The organism is Enterobacter quasihormaechei (assembly GCF_004331385.1).
GTDB classification, from domain to species: Bacteria; Pseudomonadota; Gammaproteobacteria; order Enterobacterales; family Enterobacteriaceae; genus Enterobacter; species Enterobacter quasihormaechei.
This window is the reverse complement of record NZ_SJON01000001.1, coordinates 103969-122328: the sequence shown is the minus strand read 5'-3', so window position 1 is coordinate 122328 and position 18360 is coordinate 103969. Positions and strand designations below refer to the sequence as shown.

Genomic DNA, 18360 nt, shown 5'->3' with positions numbered 1-18360 from the left:
ACGATTCGTTGAGAACCCAAAAATGTTAAAAAAAATCTTCTTTCCGTTGGTAGCACTCTTTATGCTCGCCGGCTGCGCGACCCCGCCGACGACGATCGACGTTTCACCAAAAATTACCCTGCCTCAGCAGGACCCAAGCCTGATGGGCGTCACGGTCAGCATTAATGGTGCCGATCAGCGTCAGGATCAGGCGCTGGCGAAAGTGACCCGCGACAACCAGCAGGTCACCCTGACCGCCTCCCGCGATCTGCGCTTCCTGTTGCAGGAAGTGCTGGAGAAACAGATGACCTCCCGTGGCTACATGATTGGCCCGAGCGGCGCGGTTGATCTGCAAATCATCGTGAACAACCTGTACGCTGATGTTTCCCAGGGCAACGTTCGCTACAACATCGCGACGAAAGCCGATATCGCCATCATCGCTACCGCGAAGAACGGCAACAAAATGAATAAAAACTACCGTGCAAGCTATTCTGTTGAAGGCGCATTCCAGGCGTCTAACAAAAATATCGCTGACGCGGTTAACAGCGTGCTGACTGATACCATTGCCGACATGGCACAGGACACCAGCATTCACGACTTCATCAAGCAGAACGCCCGTTAATCCTGCTGACTGACCCGGTGCTTCACCGGGTCAGCTCATAAGAATATGTCCAGTCACTACTTACGTATTTTCCAGCAACCCAAATCAGCTATTCTGCTGATCCTTGGTTTCGCCTCCGGTTTACCGCTTGCGCTCACCTCCGGCACGTTACAGGCGTGGATGACGGTCGAGAACATCGATCTTAAAACCATTGGTTTCTTCTCGCTCGTCGGTCAGGCCTACGTCTTCAAGTTCCTGTGGTCGCCGGTGATGGACCGCTATACCCCGCCGTTCCTCGGTCGCCGTCGCGGCTGGCTCGTAATGACGCAGGTTTTCCTGCTGATCGCGATCGCCGCAATGGGTTTCCTTGAGCCGTCAACGCAGCTGCGCTGGATGGCCGCGCTTGCGGTGGTCATCGCCTTCTGTTCCGCGTCACAGGACATTGTTTTTGACGCCTGGAAAACGGACGTCTTGCCCGCGGAAGAGCGTGGTGCCGGCGCGGCAATCAGCGTGCTGGGCTACCGCCTGGGTATGCTGGTTTCCGGCGGCCTGGCACTCTGGCTTGCCGACCGCTATCTCGGCTGGCAGGGAATGTACTGGCTGATGGCCGCTCTGCTGATCCCCTGCATTATTGCCACGCTATTTGCGCCTGAACCGAGCGATGTTATTCCGGTTCCCCGCTCGCTGGAGCAGGCCGTCGCAGCACCGCTCCGCGACTTCTTCGGTCGCAATAATGCCTGGCTGATCCTGCTGTTGATTGTTCTTTATAAGCTCGGCGATGCTTTCGCCATGAGCCTGACCACCACCTTCCTGATCCGCGGCGTCGGGTTTGATGCGGGCGAGGTCGGCGTGGTGAACAAAACCCTGGGGCTGTTTGCCACCATCGTCGGCGCGCTGTACGGCGGCGTATTGATGCAGCGGCTGACGCTGTTCCGGGCTCTGCTGATCTTCGGCATCCTTCAGGGCGCATCGAATGCCGGTTACTGGCTGCTGTCGGTAACCGACAAGAATATGATCAGCATGGCGACGGCCGTATTCTTTGAAAACCTGTGCGGCGGTATGGGCACCGCGGCATTTGTTGCCCTTCTGATGACGCTGTGCAATAAGTCATTTTCCGCCACTCAGTTTGCGCTGCTCTCTGCCCTTTCCGCCGTCGGGCGCGTCTACGTTGGCCCTGTCGCAGGCTGGTTTGTTGAAGCCCACGGCTGGCCGACGTTTTATCTCTTCTCGGTGGTCGCGGCCGTGCCGGGGATTTTACTGCTGCTGATTTGTCGTCAGACGCTGGAATATACCCAGCGGACGGAACACTTCATGCCGCGCACGGAATATCAGGCCGCCTATCGGTTTGCGCTGCGTCTGATGATGGTAGGCTGCCTTGCGCTGGTACTGTGGCTGGTGGTGCTCATTATTAATGCAACGACCGGTCTATCGCTGCCTTTTGAAGCGCTGCTGCTGGATATTGGCGCGCTACTGGCCCTTGCGGGCATCCTGACGGGCGGCACGCTGGATTTCATGTCGCTGCGTAAAACCCGGCTGACCTGAAGAAAAAAGCGAAAGGTTATTTCCCGTTGTAATAACGACCCGAAATTATAACGGTGAAATAACCGCCCTCGTTAAAAAAAATATTTGTTGTTTTGTGCGGGATAGCATTCGGAAATTATTGGAGCTTATTTCGCTAGGCTATTTTCCATTAAACGATTCAGCTTTTGAAAGATTGAATTTTCGTTTTTTAGTTGTCTTTTTATTGATAATTAATTGTTAATTATTTGTGTATTTTCAACAATGGTTATACCAATTGTCCCTTTTAAGGTATGCTGGGGCACCCTTTCGTTATAACGCCCACACCGTGCGGCTTCCCTCCTGAAACGCGACATAATTTGCAACACTTGTGACATGTGCGGCAGAACCCGGTAACACCTTCCTGACACAGGGCTAATGATGTTTACAGTAATGTAACCTTCCCGTAAAATGCCCCCACACTTTAAACGCCACCAGACTCCCGTGGAATTGAGGTCGTTAAATGAGACTCAGGAAATACAATAAAAGTTTGGGATGGTTGTCATTATTCGCAGGCACTGTATTACTCAGTGGCTGCGATTCTGCACTACTAGACCCCAAAGGACAGATTGGACTGGAACAACGTTCATTGATACTGACGGCTTTTGGCCTGATGTTGATTGTGGTTATTCCTGCCATCTTGATGGCTGTTGGTTTCGCCTGGAAGTATCGTGCGAGCAATAAAGATGCGAAGTATAGCCCTAACTGGTCACACTCCAATAAAGTGGAAGCTGTGGTCTGGACGGTGCCTATTCTGATCATCCTGTTCCTTGCCGTGCTGACCTGGAAAACCACTCACGCACTTGAGCCAAGCAAGCCGCTGGTTCACGATGAAAAACCTATTACCATTGAAGTGGTCTCCATGGACTGGAAATGGTTCTTCATCTATCCAGAGCAGGGCATTGCTACCGTGAATGAAATCGCCTTCCCGGCGAACACTCCGGTTCAGTTCAAAGTGACCTCCAACTCCGTAATGAACTCCTTCTTCATCCCACGTCTGGGCAGCCAGATTTACGCGATGGCCGGTATGCAGACTAACCTGCATCTGATCGCGAATGAAGCAGGCACCTACGACGGTATCTCCGCCAGCTATAGTGGCCCGGGCTTCTCGGGTATGAAGTTCAAAGCTATCGCTACGCCAGACCGCGCGACTTTCGACCAGTGGGTTGCAAAAGCGAAGCAGTCTACCAACACCATGTCTGACATGGCGGCGTTCGAAAAAGTGGCTGCACCTAGCGAATATAACAAGGTGGAGTACTTCTCTAACGTGAAACCGAATCTGTTCAAAGATGTTATTGGCAAATTTATGGATCACGGTATGAGCATGGACATGACCCAGCCTGAAGGCGAGCACAACACGCACCAGGGTATGGAAGGCATGGACATGAGCCACGCGGAAACCGCTCACTAAGGGGCCGAGGAAGAAAATGTTCGGAAAATTGACATTGGATGCGGTGCCGTACCATGAACCCATTATCATGGTTACGATTGCTGCAATTATCATTGGTGGCGCGGCCGTACTGGGCCTTATCACTTACTTCGGTAAGTGGAGCTACCTGTGGAACGAGTGGCTGACTTCGGTCGACCACAAAAAACTCGGCATCATGTACTGCATCGTCGGTATCGTCATGTTAATTCGTGGCTTTGCGGATGCGATCATGATGCGTAGCCAGCAGGCGCTCGCTTCTGCGGGTGAAGCAGGCTTCCTGCCGCCGCACCACTACGACCAGATCTTTACCGCCCACGGCGTTATCATGATCTTCTTCGTGGCGATGCCGCTGGTTATCGGTCTGATGAACGTTGTCGTTCCGCTGCAAATCGGCGCGCGCGACGTTGCGTTCCCGTTCCTGAACAACCTGAGCTTCTGGTTCACCGTTGTCGGCGTTATCCTGGTTAACCTGTCACTGGGCGTGGGCGAGTTTGCTCAGACCGGCTGGCTGGCTTACCCGCCGCTTTCGGGAATTGAGTACAGTCCGGGCGTCGGCGTTGACTACTGGATTTGGGCGCTTCAGCTCTCCGGTGTCGGTACCACCCTGACCGGTATTAACTTCTTCGTGACCATCCTGAAGATGCGTGCACCAGGTATGACGATGTTCAAGATGCCAGTATTTACCTGGGCATCTCTGTGCGCCAACGTACTGATTATCGCGTCGTTCCCAATTCTGACCGTCACCATCGCGCTGCTGACCCTGGATCGCTATCTGGGTACCCACTTCTTCACGAATGATATGGGTGGCAACATGATGATGTACATCAACCTGATTTGGGCCTGGGGTCACCCGGAAGTGTACATTCTGGTTCTGCCTGTGTTCGGTGTGTTCTCCGAAATCGCGGCAACCTTCTCGCGTAAGCGTCTGTTTGGTTACACCTCGCTGGTGTGGGCAACCGTATGTATTACCGTTCTGTCGTTCATCGTCTGGCTGCACCACTTCTTCACCATGGGTGCGGGCGCGAACGTAAACGCCTTCTTCGGTATTACCACCATGATTATCGCGATCCCAACCGGGGTTAAGATCTTCAACTGGCTGTTCACTATGTACCAGGGCCGTATCCAGTTCCACTCAGCCATGCTGTGGACTATCGGCTTCATCGTGACCTTCTCCGTAGGCGGGATGACCGGCGTACTGCTGGCGGTACCAGGCGCTGACTTCGTTCTGCACAACAGTCTGTTCCTGATTGCGCACTTCCATAACGTTATCATCGGCGGCGTCGTCTTCGGCTGCTTCGCAGGTGTGACCTACTGGTGGCCTAAAGCGTTTGGCTTCACGCTGAACGAAACCTGGGGTAAACGCGCGTTCTGGTTCTGGATCATCGGCTTCTTCGTGGCGTTTATGCCGCTGTACGTGCTGGGCTTCATGGGTATGACCCGTCGCCTGAGCCAGCAGATTGACCCGCAGTTCCACCCAATGCTGATGGTTGCAGCGGGCGGTGCGGTTCTGATTGCCTGCGGTATCGCGTCTCAGCTGATTCAGTTCTACGTTTCTATTCGCGACCGCGACCAGAACCGTGACCTGACCGGTGACCCGTGGGGCGGCCGTACGCTGGAGTGGGCAACCTCTTCTCCACCTCCTTTCTATAACTTCGCCGTTGTGCCGCAGATCCATGAACGCGACGCATTCTGGGAAATGAAAGAAAAAGGTGAAGCGTACAAGCAGCCTGAGCATTACGAAGAGATCCACATGCCGAAAAACAGCGCTGCGGGCATTGTGATTGCCGCTTTCGCGACGGTATTTGGTTTCGCAATGATCTGGCACATCTGGTGGATGGCGATTGTTGGCTTCGCTGGCATCGTAATCAGCTGGATTGTGAAGAGCTTTGACGAGGACGTGGACTACTACGTACCAGTCCGTGAAGTTGAAAAGCTGGAAAATCAGCATTTTGACGAGATTTCTAAAGCGGGGCTGAAAAATGGCAACTGATACTCTGGCGCACTCAACTGCCCACGCGCATGAGCATGCGCACCATGATGCAGGACCGAATAAAGTTTTCGGTTTCTGGATCTACCTGATGAGCGACTGCATCCTGTTCTGCTGTCTGTTCGCAACCTATGCCGTTCTGGTGAACGGCACAGCGGGCGGCCCGACCGGTAAGGACATCTTTGAGCTGCCGTTCGTTCTGGTTGAAACCGCACTGCTGTTATTCAGCTCCATCACCTACGGCATGGCGGCTATCGCCATGTACAAGAACAACAAGAGCCAGGTTGTCTCCTGGCTGGCGTTGACCTGGCTGTTTGGTGCTGGCTTTATCGGGATGGAAATCTATGAATTCCATCACCTGATTGCGGAAGGTTTCGGTCCGGATCGCAGCGGCTTCCTGTCGGCGTTCTTCGCGCTGGTCGGCACCCACGGTCTGCACGTGACCTCGGGCCTGATTTGGATGGCGGTTCTGATGTTCCAGATCTCCCGTCGCGGCCTGACCAGTACTAACCGTACCCGTATTATGTGCCTGAGCCTGTTCTGGCACTTCCTTGACGTGGTATGGATCTGTGTGTTCTCTGTTGTCTATCTGATGGGGGCGATGTAATGAGTCATTCTAACGATCATGGCGCTTCCCACGGCAGCGTAAAAACCTACATGACAGGTTTCATCCTGTCGATCATCCTGACGGTGATCCCGTTCTGGATGGTGATGAACGGTTCTGCATCCAAGCCGGTTATCCTGGGAGCAATCCTGGTGACCGCAGTGATTCAGATTCTGGTGCATCTGGTTTGCTTCCTGCACATGAACACCAAGTCCGATGAAGGCTGGAACATGACGGCCTTTATCTTTACCGTGATTATCATCGCTATCCTGGTAGTCGGTTCCATCTGGATTATGTGGAACCTTAACTACAACATGATGGTTCACTAAGAGCGGCGAGTATGTTTAAGCAATACCTGCAAGTCACGAAACCAGGCATCATCTTTGGCAACCTGATCTCCGTAATCGGAGGGTTCCTGCTGGCCTCTAAAGGCAGCATTGATTACACCCTCTTTATTTACACGCTGGTCGGTGTGTCACTGGTGGTTGCGTCCGGTTGTGTATTTAACAACTACATCGACATGGATATCGACAAGAAGATGGAAAGGACCAAAAATCGGGTGCTGGTTAAAGGCCTGATTGCCCCTTCCGTCTCGCTGGTGTACGCCACCTTGCTGGGTATTGCTGGCTTTATGCTGCTGTGGTTTGGTGCTAACCCGCTGGCCTGCTGGCTGGGGGTGATGGGGTTCGTGGTGTATGTGGGCGTCTACAGCCTGTATATGAAACGTCACTCCGTCTACGGCACGCTGATTGGTTCTCTCTCCGGCGCTGCGCCGCCGGTGATTGGTTACTGCGCCGTCACGAACGAGTTCGACAGCGGTGCGCTCATCCTGCTGGCTATCTTTAGCCTGTGGCAGATGCCGCACTCCTACGCCATCGCGATTTTCCGCTTCAAGGATTATCAGGCGGCGAACATTCCGGTTCTGCCGGTCGTGAAAGGTATCTCGGTTGCCAAGAACCACATCACGCTGTACATCATCGCCTTTGCCGTGGCAACGCTGATGCTCTCTCTGGGCGGTTACGCCGGATATAAATATCTGGTGGTAGCGGCCGCGGTGAGCGTCTGGTGGCTCGGCATGGCCCTGCGCGGCTACAAGGTAGAAGATGACAAAGTCTGGGCACGCAAGCTGTTTGTGTTCTCGATTGTCGCCATCACCTCCCTGTCCGTGATGATGTCCGTAGACTTTATGGTGCCGGACTCGCAAAACCTGCTGACTTACGTCTGGTAAGTTTATGTGATGATGAAAAGGGTGCTTCGGCACCCTTTTTTATTCACCAAATCCATTAATCACGCATGTAATATTTGTTAAATAAGCCTTTATTTACCCCGCCCCTTCCCCGCACTACACTATGGCCTGCTTTTGAACTGAGGTGGTAATGAACGATTATAAAATGACGCCAGGCGAGCTGCGTGCGACCTGGGGTTTAGGGACTGTTTTCTCGCTGCGGATGCTTGGCATGTTTATGGTCCTGCCCGTTCTGACCACGTACGGCATGGCGTTACAGGGTGCCAGCGAAGCGCTGATTGGTCTGGCGATCGGTATCTACGGCCTGGCGCAGGCAATTTTCCAGATCCCCTTTGGCCTGCTCTCTGACCGCGTGGGTCGCAAACCGCTGATTGTCGGCGGGCTGCTGGTATTTATCCTGGGCAGCGTCATCGCCGCCCTCTCCCACTCCATCTGGGGCATTATCCTGGGCCGCGCCCTGCAAGGGTCCGGCGCCATTGCTGCTGCCGTGATGGCGCTGCTGTCAGATTTAACCCGCGAGCAAAACCGCACCAAAGCCATGGCGTTTATTGGCGTCAGCTTCGGCGTCACTTTTGCCATTGCCATGGTGCTGGGGCCGATTATCACGCATGCGCTCGGCCTGCACGCTCTGTTCTGGATGATTGCGGTGCTGGCGACCATCGGGATCGCACTCACACTGTGGGTTGTGCCAGACAGTAAAAATCACGTCCTCAACCGTGAATCCGGGATGGTTAAAGGCTGCTTTAGTAAAGTCATCGCCGAGCCGCGTCTGCTTAAGCTTAACTTCGGCATTATGTGTCTGCACATTCTGCTGATGTCCACCTTCGTCGCCCTGCCCGGCCAGCTTGCCGCAGCAGGTTTCCCGGCGGCCGAGCACTGGAAAATTTATCTGGTCACAATGCTAATCTCGTTTGTCTCCGTTGTGCCCTTCATTATTTACGCCGAAGTGAAGCGCAAAATGAAACGCGTCTTCGTGGGCTGCGTGGCATTACTGCTGATTGCCGAGATTGTGCTGTGGGGCGCCGGCCCGCACTTCTGGGAGCTGATCGCAGGCGTACAGCTGTTCTTCCTGGCGTTTAATCTGATGGAAGCCCTGCTGCCCTCGCTGATCAGCAAAGAGTCTCCGGCAGGATACAAAGGCACCGCGATGGGCATTTACTCCACCAGCCAGTTTCTCGGCGTGGCGATCGGCGGCTCGCTCGGCGGCTGGGTGGACGGTCTGTTTGATTCCCAGACCGTTTTCCTCGCCGGTGCGCTGCTGGCGATGCTCTGGCTGTTTGTGTCCAGCACCATGAAAGAGCCGCGCTATGTGAGTAGCCTGCGGGTAGAAATTCCCGATGAGGTGACAATCGGTGATGCACTAAAACAGCGTCTGGAAGCGACAGAGGGCGTGAGCGAAGTGCTGATTGTCCCGGAAGAGCGCAGCGCGTACGTCAAAATTGACAGCAAAGTGACGAACCGCTTTGAGGTGGAGCAGGCGTTGAAGGCCTGAAAAAATGCCCGGTTTAGCCGGGCATTATTGTCTTAATCGCGGAAGTTTTTAAACTGGAATGGCTGACCTAAATCGCCGCCGCGCACCAGCGCCATGACGGACTGGAGATCGTCGCGAGATTTTCCGGTTACGCGAATTTCTTCGCCCTGGATCTGCGCCTGCACCTTCAGCTTACTGTCTTTAATCAGCTTCACGATTTTCTTCTGCACGGCACTTTCAATGCCCTGCTTCAGCTTCGCTTCCACAAACCAGGTTTTCCCGCTGTGAACGAAATCTTCCGGCACATCCAGTGAGGTCCCTTCGATGCCGCGCTTGAGCAGCTTGGCGCGCAGGATATCCAGCAGCTGATTGACCTGGAAATCAGACTCGCTCAGGACTTTGATCGTCTTGTTAGCGTCGTTCAGTTCAATCGTCGCCTCAACGCCACGAAAATCGAAACGTGACTCAACCTCACGGATCGCGTTATCTACGCCGTTACGCGCTTCCTGCAAATCAACTTCAGAAACAATATCGAAAGATGGCATCTTTTCTTCTCCCTTCATTTTTGTTGCGTTGCATAATACCCGCAACGAGGCATAACGAGAAGCTTAGCTGATGCCGCTATACTTAGCGTCACAGCACCTGGCACCGTTGCAGGTGAGGAGGAACAATGAAAGTAACAGTGCTTGGATGCGGAGCCCTTGGCCAACTCTGGCTTACAGCGCTATGCAAACAGGGACACGACGTACAGGGCTGGCTGCGCATTCCTCAGCCCTATTGCAGTGTGAACGTGATGGGTACCGACGGTTCAATTTTTAACGAGTCTTTGACGGCAAACGATCCGGAATTTCTCGCCACCAGCGATCTGCTGCTGGTCACGCTGAAGGCCTGGCAGGTCTCCGATGCGGTGAAAAGCCTGGCCGCCCAGTTACCTGAAAGCACGCCAATCCTGCTGATCCACAACGGCATGGGTACCATTGAAGAGCTAAAAACTGTCCGGCAACCGCTGCTAATGGGGACAACCACCCACGCGGCACGTCGCGACGGTAGCGTCATTATTCACGTTGCCAATGGTATCACCCATATCGGTCCTGCGCGTGAGCAGCCCGGCGATTACAGCTATCTTGCCGATACGTTGCAATGCACGCTGCCTGACGTCGCCTGGCACAATAACATTCGTGCGGAACTGTGGCGCAAGCTGGCGGTCAACTGCGCGATCAACCCCCTGACCGCCCTGCTGGACTGCCCTAACGGTGAACTGCGTCAGCATTCGGATCAGGTGGCGCTGATTTGCCGGGAAGTTGCCGACGTGATTGAGCGCGAAGGCTACCACACCTCAGAAACCGATTTACGTTATTATGTCGACCAGGTCATTGAGAGTACGGCAGAAAATATCTCTTCAATGTTGCAGGATGTCCGGGCGATGCGGCATACCGAAATTGATTACATTACCGGTTATCTGTTAAAACGCGCCCGGGCACACGGCATTACCGTTGCCGAAAACAGCCGTCTGTTTGAGTCAGTAAAACGAAAGGAGAGTGAGTATGAGCGCATCGGCACTGGTATGCCTCGCCCCTGGTAGCGAAGAGACAGAAGCGGTCACCGCCATTGATTTAATGGTGCGCGGCGGTATCAAAGTCACCACCGCCAGCGTCGCCAGCGACGGCGATCTGACGATCGTCTGTTCCCGTGGGGTGAAGATCCTGGCGGATGCACCGCTTGTACAGGTGGCGGACGGCGATTACGACATTATTGTCCTGCCGGGTGGGCTGAAGGGCGCGGAGTGTTTCCGCGACAGCCCGCTGCTGGTTGAAACCGTTCGTCAGTTTCATCTTTCCGGGCGTATCGTCGCGGCAATCTGTGCTGCCGCAGGCACGGTGCTGGTTCCACACGACATCTTCCCCATCGGCAATATGACCGGCTTCCCCGGCCTTAAGGACACCATTCCGCAAGAGCAGTGGGTGGATAAGCGTGTGGTCTGGGATCCGCGGGTTAACCTGCTCACCAGCCAGGGGCCGGGCACCGCCATTGATTTTGGCTTAAAGATTATTGACCTGCTGGTCGGGCGCGAGAAAGCGTACGAAGTGGCGTCATCGCTGGTGATGGCGGCGGGGATTTATAACTACTACGAGTAAAAAAAGCCGGGTGGCGGCTACGCCTTACCCGGCCTACAAGTGCACGGTACAGTAGGCCCGGTAAGCGAAGCGCCACCGGGCAATAGGCTACGGGCGATACACCTTCACGTTCGCGAAGCCCTGTTCGCGCAGGTACAGCGCCTGCAAACGGCTCATCACCCCGCGCTCACACCACAGCAGATACGTTTTGCTCTGGTCGAGATCGCCAAATTGGGTGCTCAGCTTGTAGAACGGCAGAGAAACCACGTCCACGCCTTCCACCTGCAACGGCTTGTCATCCTGCTCGTCAATCGAGCGGATATCCAGAATGGCATCGTTAGCGCCGAATCCGCTGACGGTTTCCACCTCAACCACGTCCTGCTCGGTCTGCTGGGCAATCTCGCGGATATCAATGTTGGACGCTTCCGCCACCACTTTTTCCAGAATGCTGAAATCGAAGTTCTCTTCTTCCGCTTCGATCTTCGCCTTCACCGCCTTGATGGTTGGGCTTTTTGAGATCACACCGCAATATTCCGGCATGGTACGGGCAAAATCTTCAGTACCGATTTTGCGCGCCAGATCGATGATGTGCTCTTTATCGTGCGAGATCAGCGGACGCAGGATCAGCGTATCTGATACGTTGTCGATAAGACGCAGGTTGGTCAGCGTCTGGCTGGAGACCTGGCCCAGCGCTTCGCCGGTGACCAGCGCCTGCACGCCGTAGCGCTCGGCCACTTTGGACGCCGCGCGTACCATCATACGTTTGAGGATCACGCCCATCTGGCCATCATCCACTTTTTCAAGGATTTCGCCCACTACCGGCTCAAAGTTGATCGCCACAAAACGCACACGGTGGGAACTGCCGAAACGGTTCCACAGGTAATGCGCCACCTGACGGACGCCAATTTCATGCGCCGCGCCGCCCAGGTTGAAGAAGCAGTAGTGTACGCGGCAGCCGCGACGCATCAGCATATAGCTGGAGACGCCGGAGTCGAAGCCGCCGGAGATCAGCGACAGCACATCTTCCTGCGTGCCGATCGGGAAACCGCCAATACCTTCATAACGACCCTTAACCAGCAGCAGACGATCGTTCTCGATCTCAAGGTTAACGGTGACGTCCGGGTTAGTCAGGCGCACGCGCGCCGTCTCAACGTGCTGGTTCAGACCGCCGCCGACGTAGCGCTCAACTTCAATCGAGCTAAACTCGTGCTTACCGCGACGCTTCACGCGTACGCAGAAGGTTTTGCCTTCGATCAGGTCGCGGTACTGTACCAGCGCCTTTTCGAAGATATCGTGCATATCGCTGAACGGAACGTCTTCCACTTCCAGAATATGATGAATACCTGGAATACGGGTCAGCGCGTCGCGAATATCAAGACGTTTGCTTTCGTCTTTCGCGCGGACTTCAACGTGGTCCCAGTGACGCACCACGGCGAGCGTTTCGTCGTAGTGTTTTAAAACGTTACGAATGTTCCCGGTGAGAATTTTAATAAAGCGCAAACGCACAGATTGGCTTTTGATGGTGATTTCAGGGAACAATTTAATGATAAACTTCATGGCTGCAATGTTTCTTAGGCAAGCTTATAAAGGCTTGTAGTGGAAAATGATACAGCAGCCCACACCCGTGGCTGCATCCAGGCGCGCAAGTATACCACCATCGCGCCACTCGCGTTATTTGATAATTGCCCCGAGTCCGTTACCATGTTGGGGCGAAGAATATAAGAGTTAATTCACTATGCCGAAGAAGAACGACGCACCGGCCAGTTTTGAAACTGCGCTGAGTGAGCTTGAGCAGATTGTTACCCGCCTCGAGAGCGGCGATTTACCGCTGGAAGATGCCCTCAACGAATTTGAACGCGGTGTGCAGCTTGCGCGCCAGGGGCAGGTAAAACTCCAGCAGGCCGAGCAGCGCGTGCAGATCCTGCTTTCCGACAGCGAAGACGCTAAAACCACGCCATTCACACCGGACGCCGAGTAAATGGATTTTACCACCGCGCTTCAGGCGCGCGTCGTTCGCGCCAACGACGCCCTGCGCCGTTTTATTGAGCCGCAGCCTTTTCAGAACACTCCACTGGTTGAAGCCATGCACTATGGCGCACTCTTAGGAGGTAAACGCCTGCGTCCGTTCCTGGTGTATGCCACGGGCAACATGTTTGGCATCAGCGATAACACGCTGGACGCCCCGGCAGCCGCCGTGGAGTGCATTCACGCCTATTCGCTGATCCACGACGATCTCCCGGCGATGGACGATGACGATCTGCGCCGCGGTCAGCCGACCTGCCACATTAAGTTCGGCGAAGCGAATGCCATTCTGGCGGGCGATGCTCTGCAAACCCTGGCGTTCTCAATTCTGAGCGATGCGCCGATGGTTGAGGTAAGCGATCGCGATCGTCTGGCGATGGTGTCCGAGCTGGCGATGGCCAGCGGCGTCGCCGGCATGTGCGGCGGCCAGGCGCTGGATTTAGAAGCTGAAGGTCGTCAGGTGACGCTGGAACAGCTGGAGCGCATCCACCGTCACAAAACGGGCGCACTGATTCGGGCAGCCGTTCGCCTGGGCGCGCTGAGCGCGGGTGAACGCGGGCGCAAAGCCCTGCCGATTCTGGACAGATACGCAGAAAGTATCGGTCTGGCATTCCAGGTTCAGGATGACATTCTGGATGTGGTGGGCGATACTGCAACATTGGGAAAACGTCAGGGTGCGGATCAGCAGCTTGGCAAAAGTACCTACCCCGCCCTGCTGGGCCTTGAGCATGCCCAACGTAAAGCCCGGGATCTGATAGACGATGCCCGCCGGTCGCTGAATGAGCTGGCCGCGCAATCGCTGGATACCTCGGCACTGGAAGCGCTAGCGGACTACATAATCCAGCGTGATAAATAAACTATATATCTCGATGAGCCTTTGATGAGTTTTGATATTGCCAAATACCCGACACTGGCGTTAGTTGACTCCACTCAGGAGTTACGTCTGTTGCCGAAAGAGAGTCTGCCGAAGCTGTGTGACGAGCTGCGTCGCTACCTGCTCGACAGCGTTAGCCGCTCCAGCGGCCACTTCGCCTCCGGGCTTGGCACGGTTGAGCTGACCGTGGCGTTGCATTACGTCTATAACACGCCGTTCGATCAGCTGATCTGGGATGTGGGCCACCAGGCCTATCCGCACAAAATTCTGACCGGACGTCGCGATCAAATTGGCACCATTCGCCAGAAGGGTGGCCTGCATCCGTTCCCGTGGCGCGGCGAGAGCGAGTTTGACGTGTTAAGCGTCGGTCATTCCTCCACCTCCATTTCCGCGGGCATCGGGATTGCCGTTGCCGCCGAAAAAGAGAATAAGCAACGCCGTACCGTCTGCGTCATTGGCGACGGGGCGATCACCGCCGGGATGGCTTTTGAAGCCATGAACCACGCGGGCGATATCAAGCCGGACATGCTGGTTATCCTCAACGATAACGAAATGTCGATCTCCGAAAACGTCGGCGCGCTGAATAACCATCTGGCGCAGCTGCTTTCCGGCAAGCTTTATTCCTCCCTGCGGGAAGGCGGGAAAAAAGTTTTCTCCGGCGTGCCGCCGATCAAAGAGCTGCTCAAGCGTACCGAAGAACACATCAAAGGCATGGTCGTGCCGGGTACGCTGTTCGAAGAGCTGGGCTTTAACTATATCGGCCCGGTGGACGGGCACGATGTGCTGGGTCTGGTGACCACGCTGAAAAACATGCGCGATCTGAAAGGCCCGCAGTTCCTGCACATCATGACCAAAAAAGGGCGTGGCTACGAACCAGCGGAAAAAGATCCGATCACCTTCCACGCGGTGCCCAAATTTGACCATACCAGCGGCTGCCTGCCGAAAAGCAGCGGCGGAATGCCGAGCTACTCAAAAATCTTTGGCGACTGGCTGTGCGAAACGGCGGCAAAAGATAACAAGCTGATGGCGGTCACGCCTGCCATGCGTGAAGGCTCCGGTATGGTCGAGTTCTCCAAAAAATACCCGGACCAGTATTTCGACGTCGCCATCGCCGAGCAGCACGCGGTTACCTTCGCGGCAGGGCTGGCGATTGGCGGCTACAAGCCGGTGGTGGCGATTTACTCCACCTTCCTGCAACGCGCCTACGATCAGGTGATCCATGACGTTGCCATCCAGAAGCTGCCGGTGCTGTTTGCTATCGACCGCGCGGGCATCGTGGGGGCCGACGGCCAGACGCACCAGGGGGCGTTTGATCTCTCCTTCCTGCGCTGCATCCCGGACATGGTCATCATGACGCCAAGCGACGAAAACGAGTGTCGTCAGATGCTGTATACCGGCTACCACTATCAGGACGGCCCCTGCGCGGTACGTTATCCGCGCGGCAATGCCCTTGGCGTTGAACTTCAGCCGCTGGAAAAGCTGGACATCGGTAAAGGTCTGGTGAAACGTCGCGGCGAAAAAGTGGCGATCCTGAACTTTGGTACGCTGATGCCGGAAGCGGCAAAAGTTGCTGAAACCCTGAACGCGACGCTGGTGGATATGCGCTTTGTGAAGCCGCTCGATGAATCTCTGATTCTGAGCATGGCGGAAAGCCATGACGTGCTGGTCACGCTGGAAGAGAACGCCATCATGGGTGGCGCGGGTAGCGGCGTGAATGAAGTGCTGATGGCGAACCGTAAATGGGTTCCGGTGCTGAATCTCGGCCTGCCGGACCACTTTATCCCGCAAGGTACTCAGGACGAGGCGCGTGCCGATATCGGCCTGGACGCCGCCGGTATCGAAGCCAGAATCCGCAGCTGGCTGGCCTGATCCCTCCCCTTTTCTGCTCCTGCTATGCTTAAACGTATTGTTTAAACAGCAGGAGCGGAACCATGCAATACACGACATTAGGAAAAACGGACCTCAGGGTGTCCCGGCTTTGCCTGGGCTGCATGACCTTTGGCGAGCCTGACCGGGGAAATCACGCCTGGACGCTGCCGGAAGAGAGCAGCCGCCCTATCATCAAGCGCGCCATAGACGGCGGCATCAACTTCTTCGATACCGCCAACAGCTACTCTGACGGCAGCAGCGAAGAGATTGTGGGCCGCGCCCTGCGTGATTTTGCCCGTCGGGATGAGATTGTGGTCGCCACCAAGGTTTACTACCCGTCAGGCGAGCTGACTGAAGGCCTTTCTCGCGCGCAGATCCTCCGTTCCATCGATGACAGCCTCAGACGCCTGAACATGGATTACGTCGACCTGCTGCAAATCCACCGCTGGGATTACAATACGCCGATTGAAGAGACGCTTGAAGCGCTGAACGATGTCGTGAAAGCGGGTAAAGCGCGCTATATCGGCGCGTCGTCCATGCACGCGTCGCAGTTTGCTCAGGCGCTCGATCTCCAGGCGCAGCACGGCTGGGCGCGCTTTGCCACCATGCAGGATCACTACAACCTGATTTACCGGGAAGAAGAACGCGAGATGCTGCCGCTCTGCGACCAGGAAGGCGTGGCGGTGATCCCGTGGAGCCCGCTGGCGCGCGGACGCTTAACCCGTCCGTGGGGAGAAACCACGGCACGGCTGGTATCGGATGAAGTGGGTAAAAATCTGTACGACAGCACGGAAGCCAGCGATGCGCTGATTGCCGAACGTTTAGCCGGGATCGCCGACGATATCGGCGCAACGCGCGCGCAGGTGGCGCTGGCGTGGCTGCTGGGCAAGCGGGGTGTCGCCGCACCGATTATTGGTACATCGCGGGAAGAACAGCTGGATGAGTTGTTAAGCGCGGTGGATTTATCGCTGACCCCGGAGCAGGTTGCCGAGCTGGAGACGCCGTATCAGCAGCATCCGGTGGTGGGGTTTAAGTAAACACTTGCCGGGTGGCGCTACGCCTACCCGGCCTACAAATAGAGTGCGATCGTAGGCCGGGTAAGGCGAAGCCGCCACCCGGCAAAACACTCACCCAAAATGATCGTACCCTTTCCAGTCAAGCGTAACCGGGGCACCATCACGGACAAATAGTAGCCCTTCGCTCTCCGGCATCACCTGCCCAATGCAGGTAAATTTCGCTCCCAGATGCGCTAACGCCACGTCCAGCGTCCCGCGATTCAGTTCGGGAACGGTAAAGCACAGCTCATAATCTTCCCCACCGGATAACGCCCAGCGCAGCGCCTGTTCAGGCTCGGCATGACGACGCAACTGCTCTGACAGCGGGAACAGATCCAGATCGATACGTGCGCCCACGCCGCTGGCTTTCAGGATATGACCAAGATCGGAGATCAGCCCATCAGACAGGTCGATAGCCGAACTGGCCCGCTCGCGCAGCGCCTGACCGTGCAGAATACGCGGCGTTGGCCGCAGGTGACGCTTCACCAGGTACGCCGCATCGTCCGCATCTTCAACCGCTAAACGGTTCTGAAGGATCGCCAGACCTGCCGCGCTATCTCCCGGCGTGCCGGTCACGTAGATCCAGTCTCCCGGTTTTGCGCCCGAGCGCTTGAGCGCGCGCCCGGCAGGCACATAACCGTGAATGGCCAGGGTCATCGATAGCGGACCCGCAGTGGTGTCACCGCCAATCAGCTGCATATCGTAATAGTTCAGCTGCTCAAACAGCGCATCGCTGAACGCTTCAAGCCATGCTTCATCCACCTCCGGCAGCGTCAGGGCCAGCGTCAGCCAGGCCGGGTCGGCACCCATTGCCGCCAGATCGCTGACGTTGACCGCCAGCGCCTTATACGCCAGGTCAGCAGGATCGATATCGGGCAGGAAGTGACGCCCACATACTAAGGTGTCGGTGCTGATTGCCAGCGTCTGTTTTTCGGGAACATTGAGAAGTGCACAGTCATCGCCAATGCCGGTTTCAACATCAAGACGAGAGGTTCTGACACGGTCGAAATAACGGGCAATCAGGGAGAATTCGCCGCATGCCATACGTTATGCCTCAGCAAATAAAAGAAAAAACCGGAGCCGCACTGCCGTTTCGGCAATGCAGGACTCCGGTTTGCGGATCACTTTTTGTGGGGACGGATCGCAGGTGCGGCTTTATCAAGTACGCCGTTTACAAACTTGTGGCTGTCTTCAGCACCGAAGGTTTTCGCCAGTTCGATCGCTTCGTTGATGGCCACTTTGTACGGCACATCATCACGTTTAGACAGCTCAAACAGCGCGATACGCAACACTGCTTTTTCCACCTGGCCCAGCTCTTCGAGCAGACGGGACAGGTATGGCTTCATCAGGCCATCGAGATACGCGCTATTAGTCGCCACTCCCGACAGCAGTTCACGGAAGTACAGAACGTCAACGTCTTTCACGTCCTGTTCTGACAGGAACTGGTATTCAACATCAGCGATGTCGTTCTGGGACAACTGCCAGGAGTAAAGCGCCTGAACGGCACATTCACGAGCGCGGCGACGAGCAGCAGGTTTCACGGAATTCCCCT

18 protein-coding genes are annotated in these 18360 nt (G+C 55.6%); 14 read left to right on the top strand and 4 right to left on the bottom strand.

Annotation, left to right across the window (positions count from 1 at the left end):
• The first annotated feature begins 22 nt into the window (after positions 1–22).
• The 8 genes from E0L16_RS00580 to E0L16_RS00545 all read left to right on the top strand — a co-directional run bounded on the left by E0L16_RS00580 (position 23) and on the right by E0L16_RS00545 (position 8895).
• Entirely contained in the window at positions 23–601 is a 579-nt protein-coding gene (locus tag E0L16_RS00580) for a lipoprotein (protein WP_006809883.1), read from the top strand.
• A 45-nt stretch (positions 602–646) separates the two neighbouring features.
• Positions 647–2122, top strand: a complete 1476-nt coding sequence (gene ampG, locus E0L16_RS00575) for a muropeptide MFS transporter AmpG (protein ID WP_131636075.1) — start codon at positions 647–649, stop codon at positions 2120–2122.
• A gap of 478 nt (positions 2123–2600) precedes the next feature.
• Positions 2601–3548 carry a cytochrome o ubiquinol oxidase subunit II gene (gene cyoA, locus E0L16_RS00570; protein ID WP_003859054.1) on the top strand — a complete coding sequence of 316 codons (948 nt, stop codon included), beginning with the start codon at positions 2601–2603 and terminating at the stop codon, positions 3546–3548.
• A 16-nt stretch (positions 3549–3564) separates the two neighbouring features.
• A complete protein-coding gene (gene cyoB, locus E0L16_RS00565) occupies positions 3565–5556 on the top strand; it encodes a cytochrome o ubiquinol oxidase subunit I (RefSeq protein WP_107534798.1) in 1992 nt (663 codons plus the stop codon).
• Positions 5546–6160 carry a cytochrome o ubiquinol oxidase subunit III gene (locus E0L16_RS00560; RefSeq protein WP_063451697.1) on the top strand — a complete coding sequence of 205 codons (615 nt, stop codon included), beginning with the start codon at positions 5546–5548 and terminating at the stop codon, positions 6158–6160. The genes cyoB and E0L16_RS00560 overlap by 11 nt, the downstream gene beginning before the upstream one ends.
• Positions 6160–6486 carry a cytochrome o ubiquinol oxidase subunit IV gene (locus tag E0L16_RS00555; RefSeq protein ID WP_006809888.1) on the top strand — a complete coding sequence of 109 codons (327 nt, stop codon included), beginning with the start codon at positions 6160–6162 and terminating at the stop codon, positions 6484–6486. Before E0L16_RS00560 ends, E0L16_RS00555 begins: the two co-directional genes overlap by 1 nt.
• An 11-nt stretch (positions 6487–6497) precedes the next feature.
• On the top strand, positions 6498–7385 hold the full coding sequence (gene cyoE / locus E0L16_RS00550) for a heme o synthase (RefSeq protein ID WP_003859062.1): 888 nt from the start codon (positions 6498–6500) through the stop codon (positions 7383–7385).
• 148 nt (positions 7386–7533) lie between these two features.
• Positions 7534–8895: an MFS transporter gene (locus E0L16_RS00545; RefSeq protein ID WP_063451698.1), complete on the top strand. Its 1362-nt coding sequence runs from the start codon at positions 7534–7536 to the stop codon at positions 8893–8895.
• A 32-nt stretch (positions 8896–8927) separates the two neighbouring features.
• On the opposite strand, the gene E0L16_RS00540 is transcribed toward E0L16_RS00545, so the two are convergent.
• On the bottom strand, positions 8928–9419 hold the full coding sequence (locus tag E0L16_RS00540; protein WP_022647233.1) for a YajQ family cyclic di-GMP-binding protein: 492 nt from the start codon (positions 9417–9419) through the stop codon (positions 8928–8930).
• A 125-nt stretch (positions 9420–9544) separates the two neighbouring features.
• Between E0L16_RS00540 and panE the strand changes: the two genes are divergently transcribed.
• Together panE and yajL are read left to right on the top strand one after the other, a co-directional pair.
• On the top strand, positions 9545–10456 hold the full coding sequence (gene panE / locus E0L16_RS00535) for a 2-dehydropantoate 2-reductase (RefSeq protein WP_131636074.1): 912 nt from the start codon (positions 9545–9547) through the stop codon (positions 10454–10456).
• Positions 10419–11009: a protein deglycase YajL gene (gene yajL, locus E0L16_RS00530; protein ID WP_064910902.1), complete on the top strand. Its 591-nt coding sequence runs from the start codon at positions 10419–10421 to the stop codon at positions 11007–11009. The genes panE and yajL overlap by 38 nt, the downstream gene beginning before the upstream one ends.
• A gap of 87 nt (positions 11010–11096) precedes the next feature.
• Here the strand turns inward: yajL and thiI are convergent, their stop codons facing one another.
• Positions 11097–12545, bottom strand: a complete 1449-nt coding sequence (gene thiI / locus E0L16_RS00525) for a tRNA uracil 4-sulfurtransferase ThiI (RefSeq protein ID WP_063869073.1) — start codon at positions 12543–12545, stop codon at positions 11097–11099.
• Between the two features lie 178 nt (positions 12546–12723).
• Between thiI and xseB the strand changes: the two genes are divergently transcribed.
• The 4 genes from xseB to E0L16_RS00505 all read left to right on the top strand — a co-directional run bounded on the left by xseB (position 12724) and on the right by E0L16_RS00505 (position 16790).
• The gene (xseB, locus tag E0L16_RS00520; RefSeq protein WP_003859094.1) at positions 12724–12966 is read left to right on the top strand and encodes an exodeoxyribonuclease VII small subunit; all 243 of its coding nucleotides are present in this window, start codon (positions 12724–12726) and stop codon (positions 12964–12966) included.
• Positions 12967–13866: a (2E,6E)-farnesyl diphosphate synthase gene (gene ispA, locus E0L16_RS00515; RefSeq protein ID WP_063869075.1), complete on the top strand. Its 900-nt coding sequence runs from the start codon at positions 12967–12969 to the stop codon at positions 13864–13866.
• A gap of 24 nt (positions 13867–13890) precedes the next feature.
• Complete coding sequence (dxs, locus tag E0L16_RS00510; protein ID WP_131636073.1) at positions 13891–15753, top strand: 1-deoxy-D-xylulose-5-phosphate synthase; 1863 nt, start codon at positions 13891–13893, stop codon at positions 15751–15753.
• A 62-nt stretch (positions 15754–15815) separates the two neighbouring features.
• Positions 15816–16790: an aldo/keto reductase gene (locus tag E0L16_RS00505; protein ID WP_131636072.1), complete on the top strand. Its 975-nt coding sequence runs from the start codon at positions 15816–15818 to the stop codon at positions 16788–16790.
• Between the two features lie 90 nt (positions 16791–16880).
• On the opposite strand, the gene thiL is transcribed toward E0L16_RS00505, so the two are convergent.
• Together thiL and nusB are read right to left on the bottom strand one after the other, a co-directional pair.
• Positions 16881–17852 carry a thiamine-phosphate kinase gene (gene thiL, locus E0L16_RS00500; RefSeq protein ID WP_112791896.1) on the bottom strand — a complete coding sequence of 324 codons (972 nt, stop codon included), beginning with the start codon at positions 17850–17852 and terminating at the stop codon, positions 16881–16883.
• A gap of 77 nt (positions 17853–17929) precedes the next feature.
• Positions 17930–18349 (bottom strand): transcription antitermination factor NusB, encoded by a 420-nt coding sequence (nusB, locus tag E0L16_RS00495; RefSeq protein ID WP_006809908.1) that lies wholly within the window; start codon positions 18347–18349, stop codon positions 17930–17932.
• Between the last annotated feature and the right edge of the window lie 11 nt (positions 18350–18360).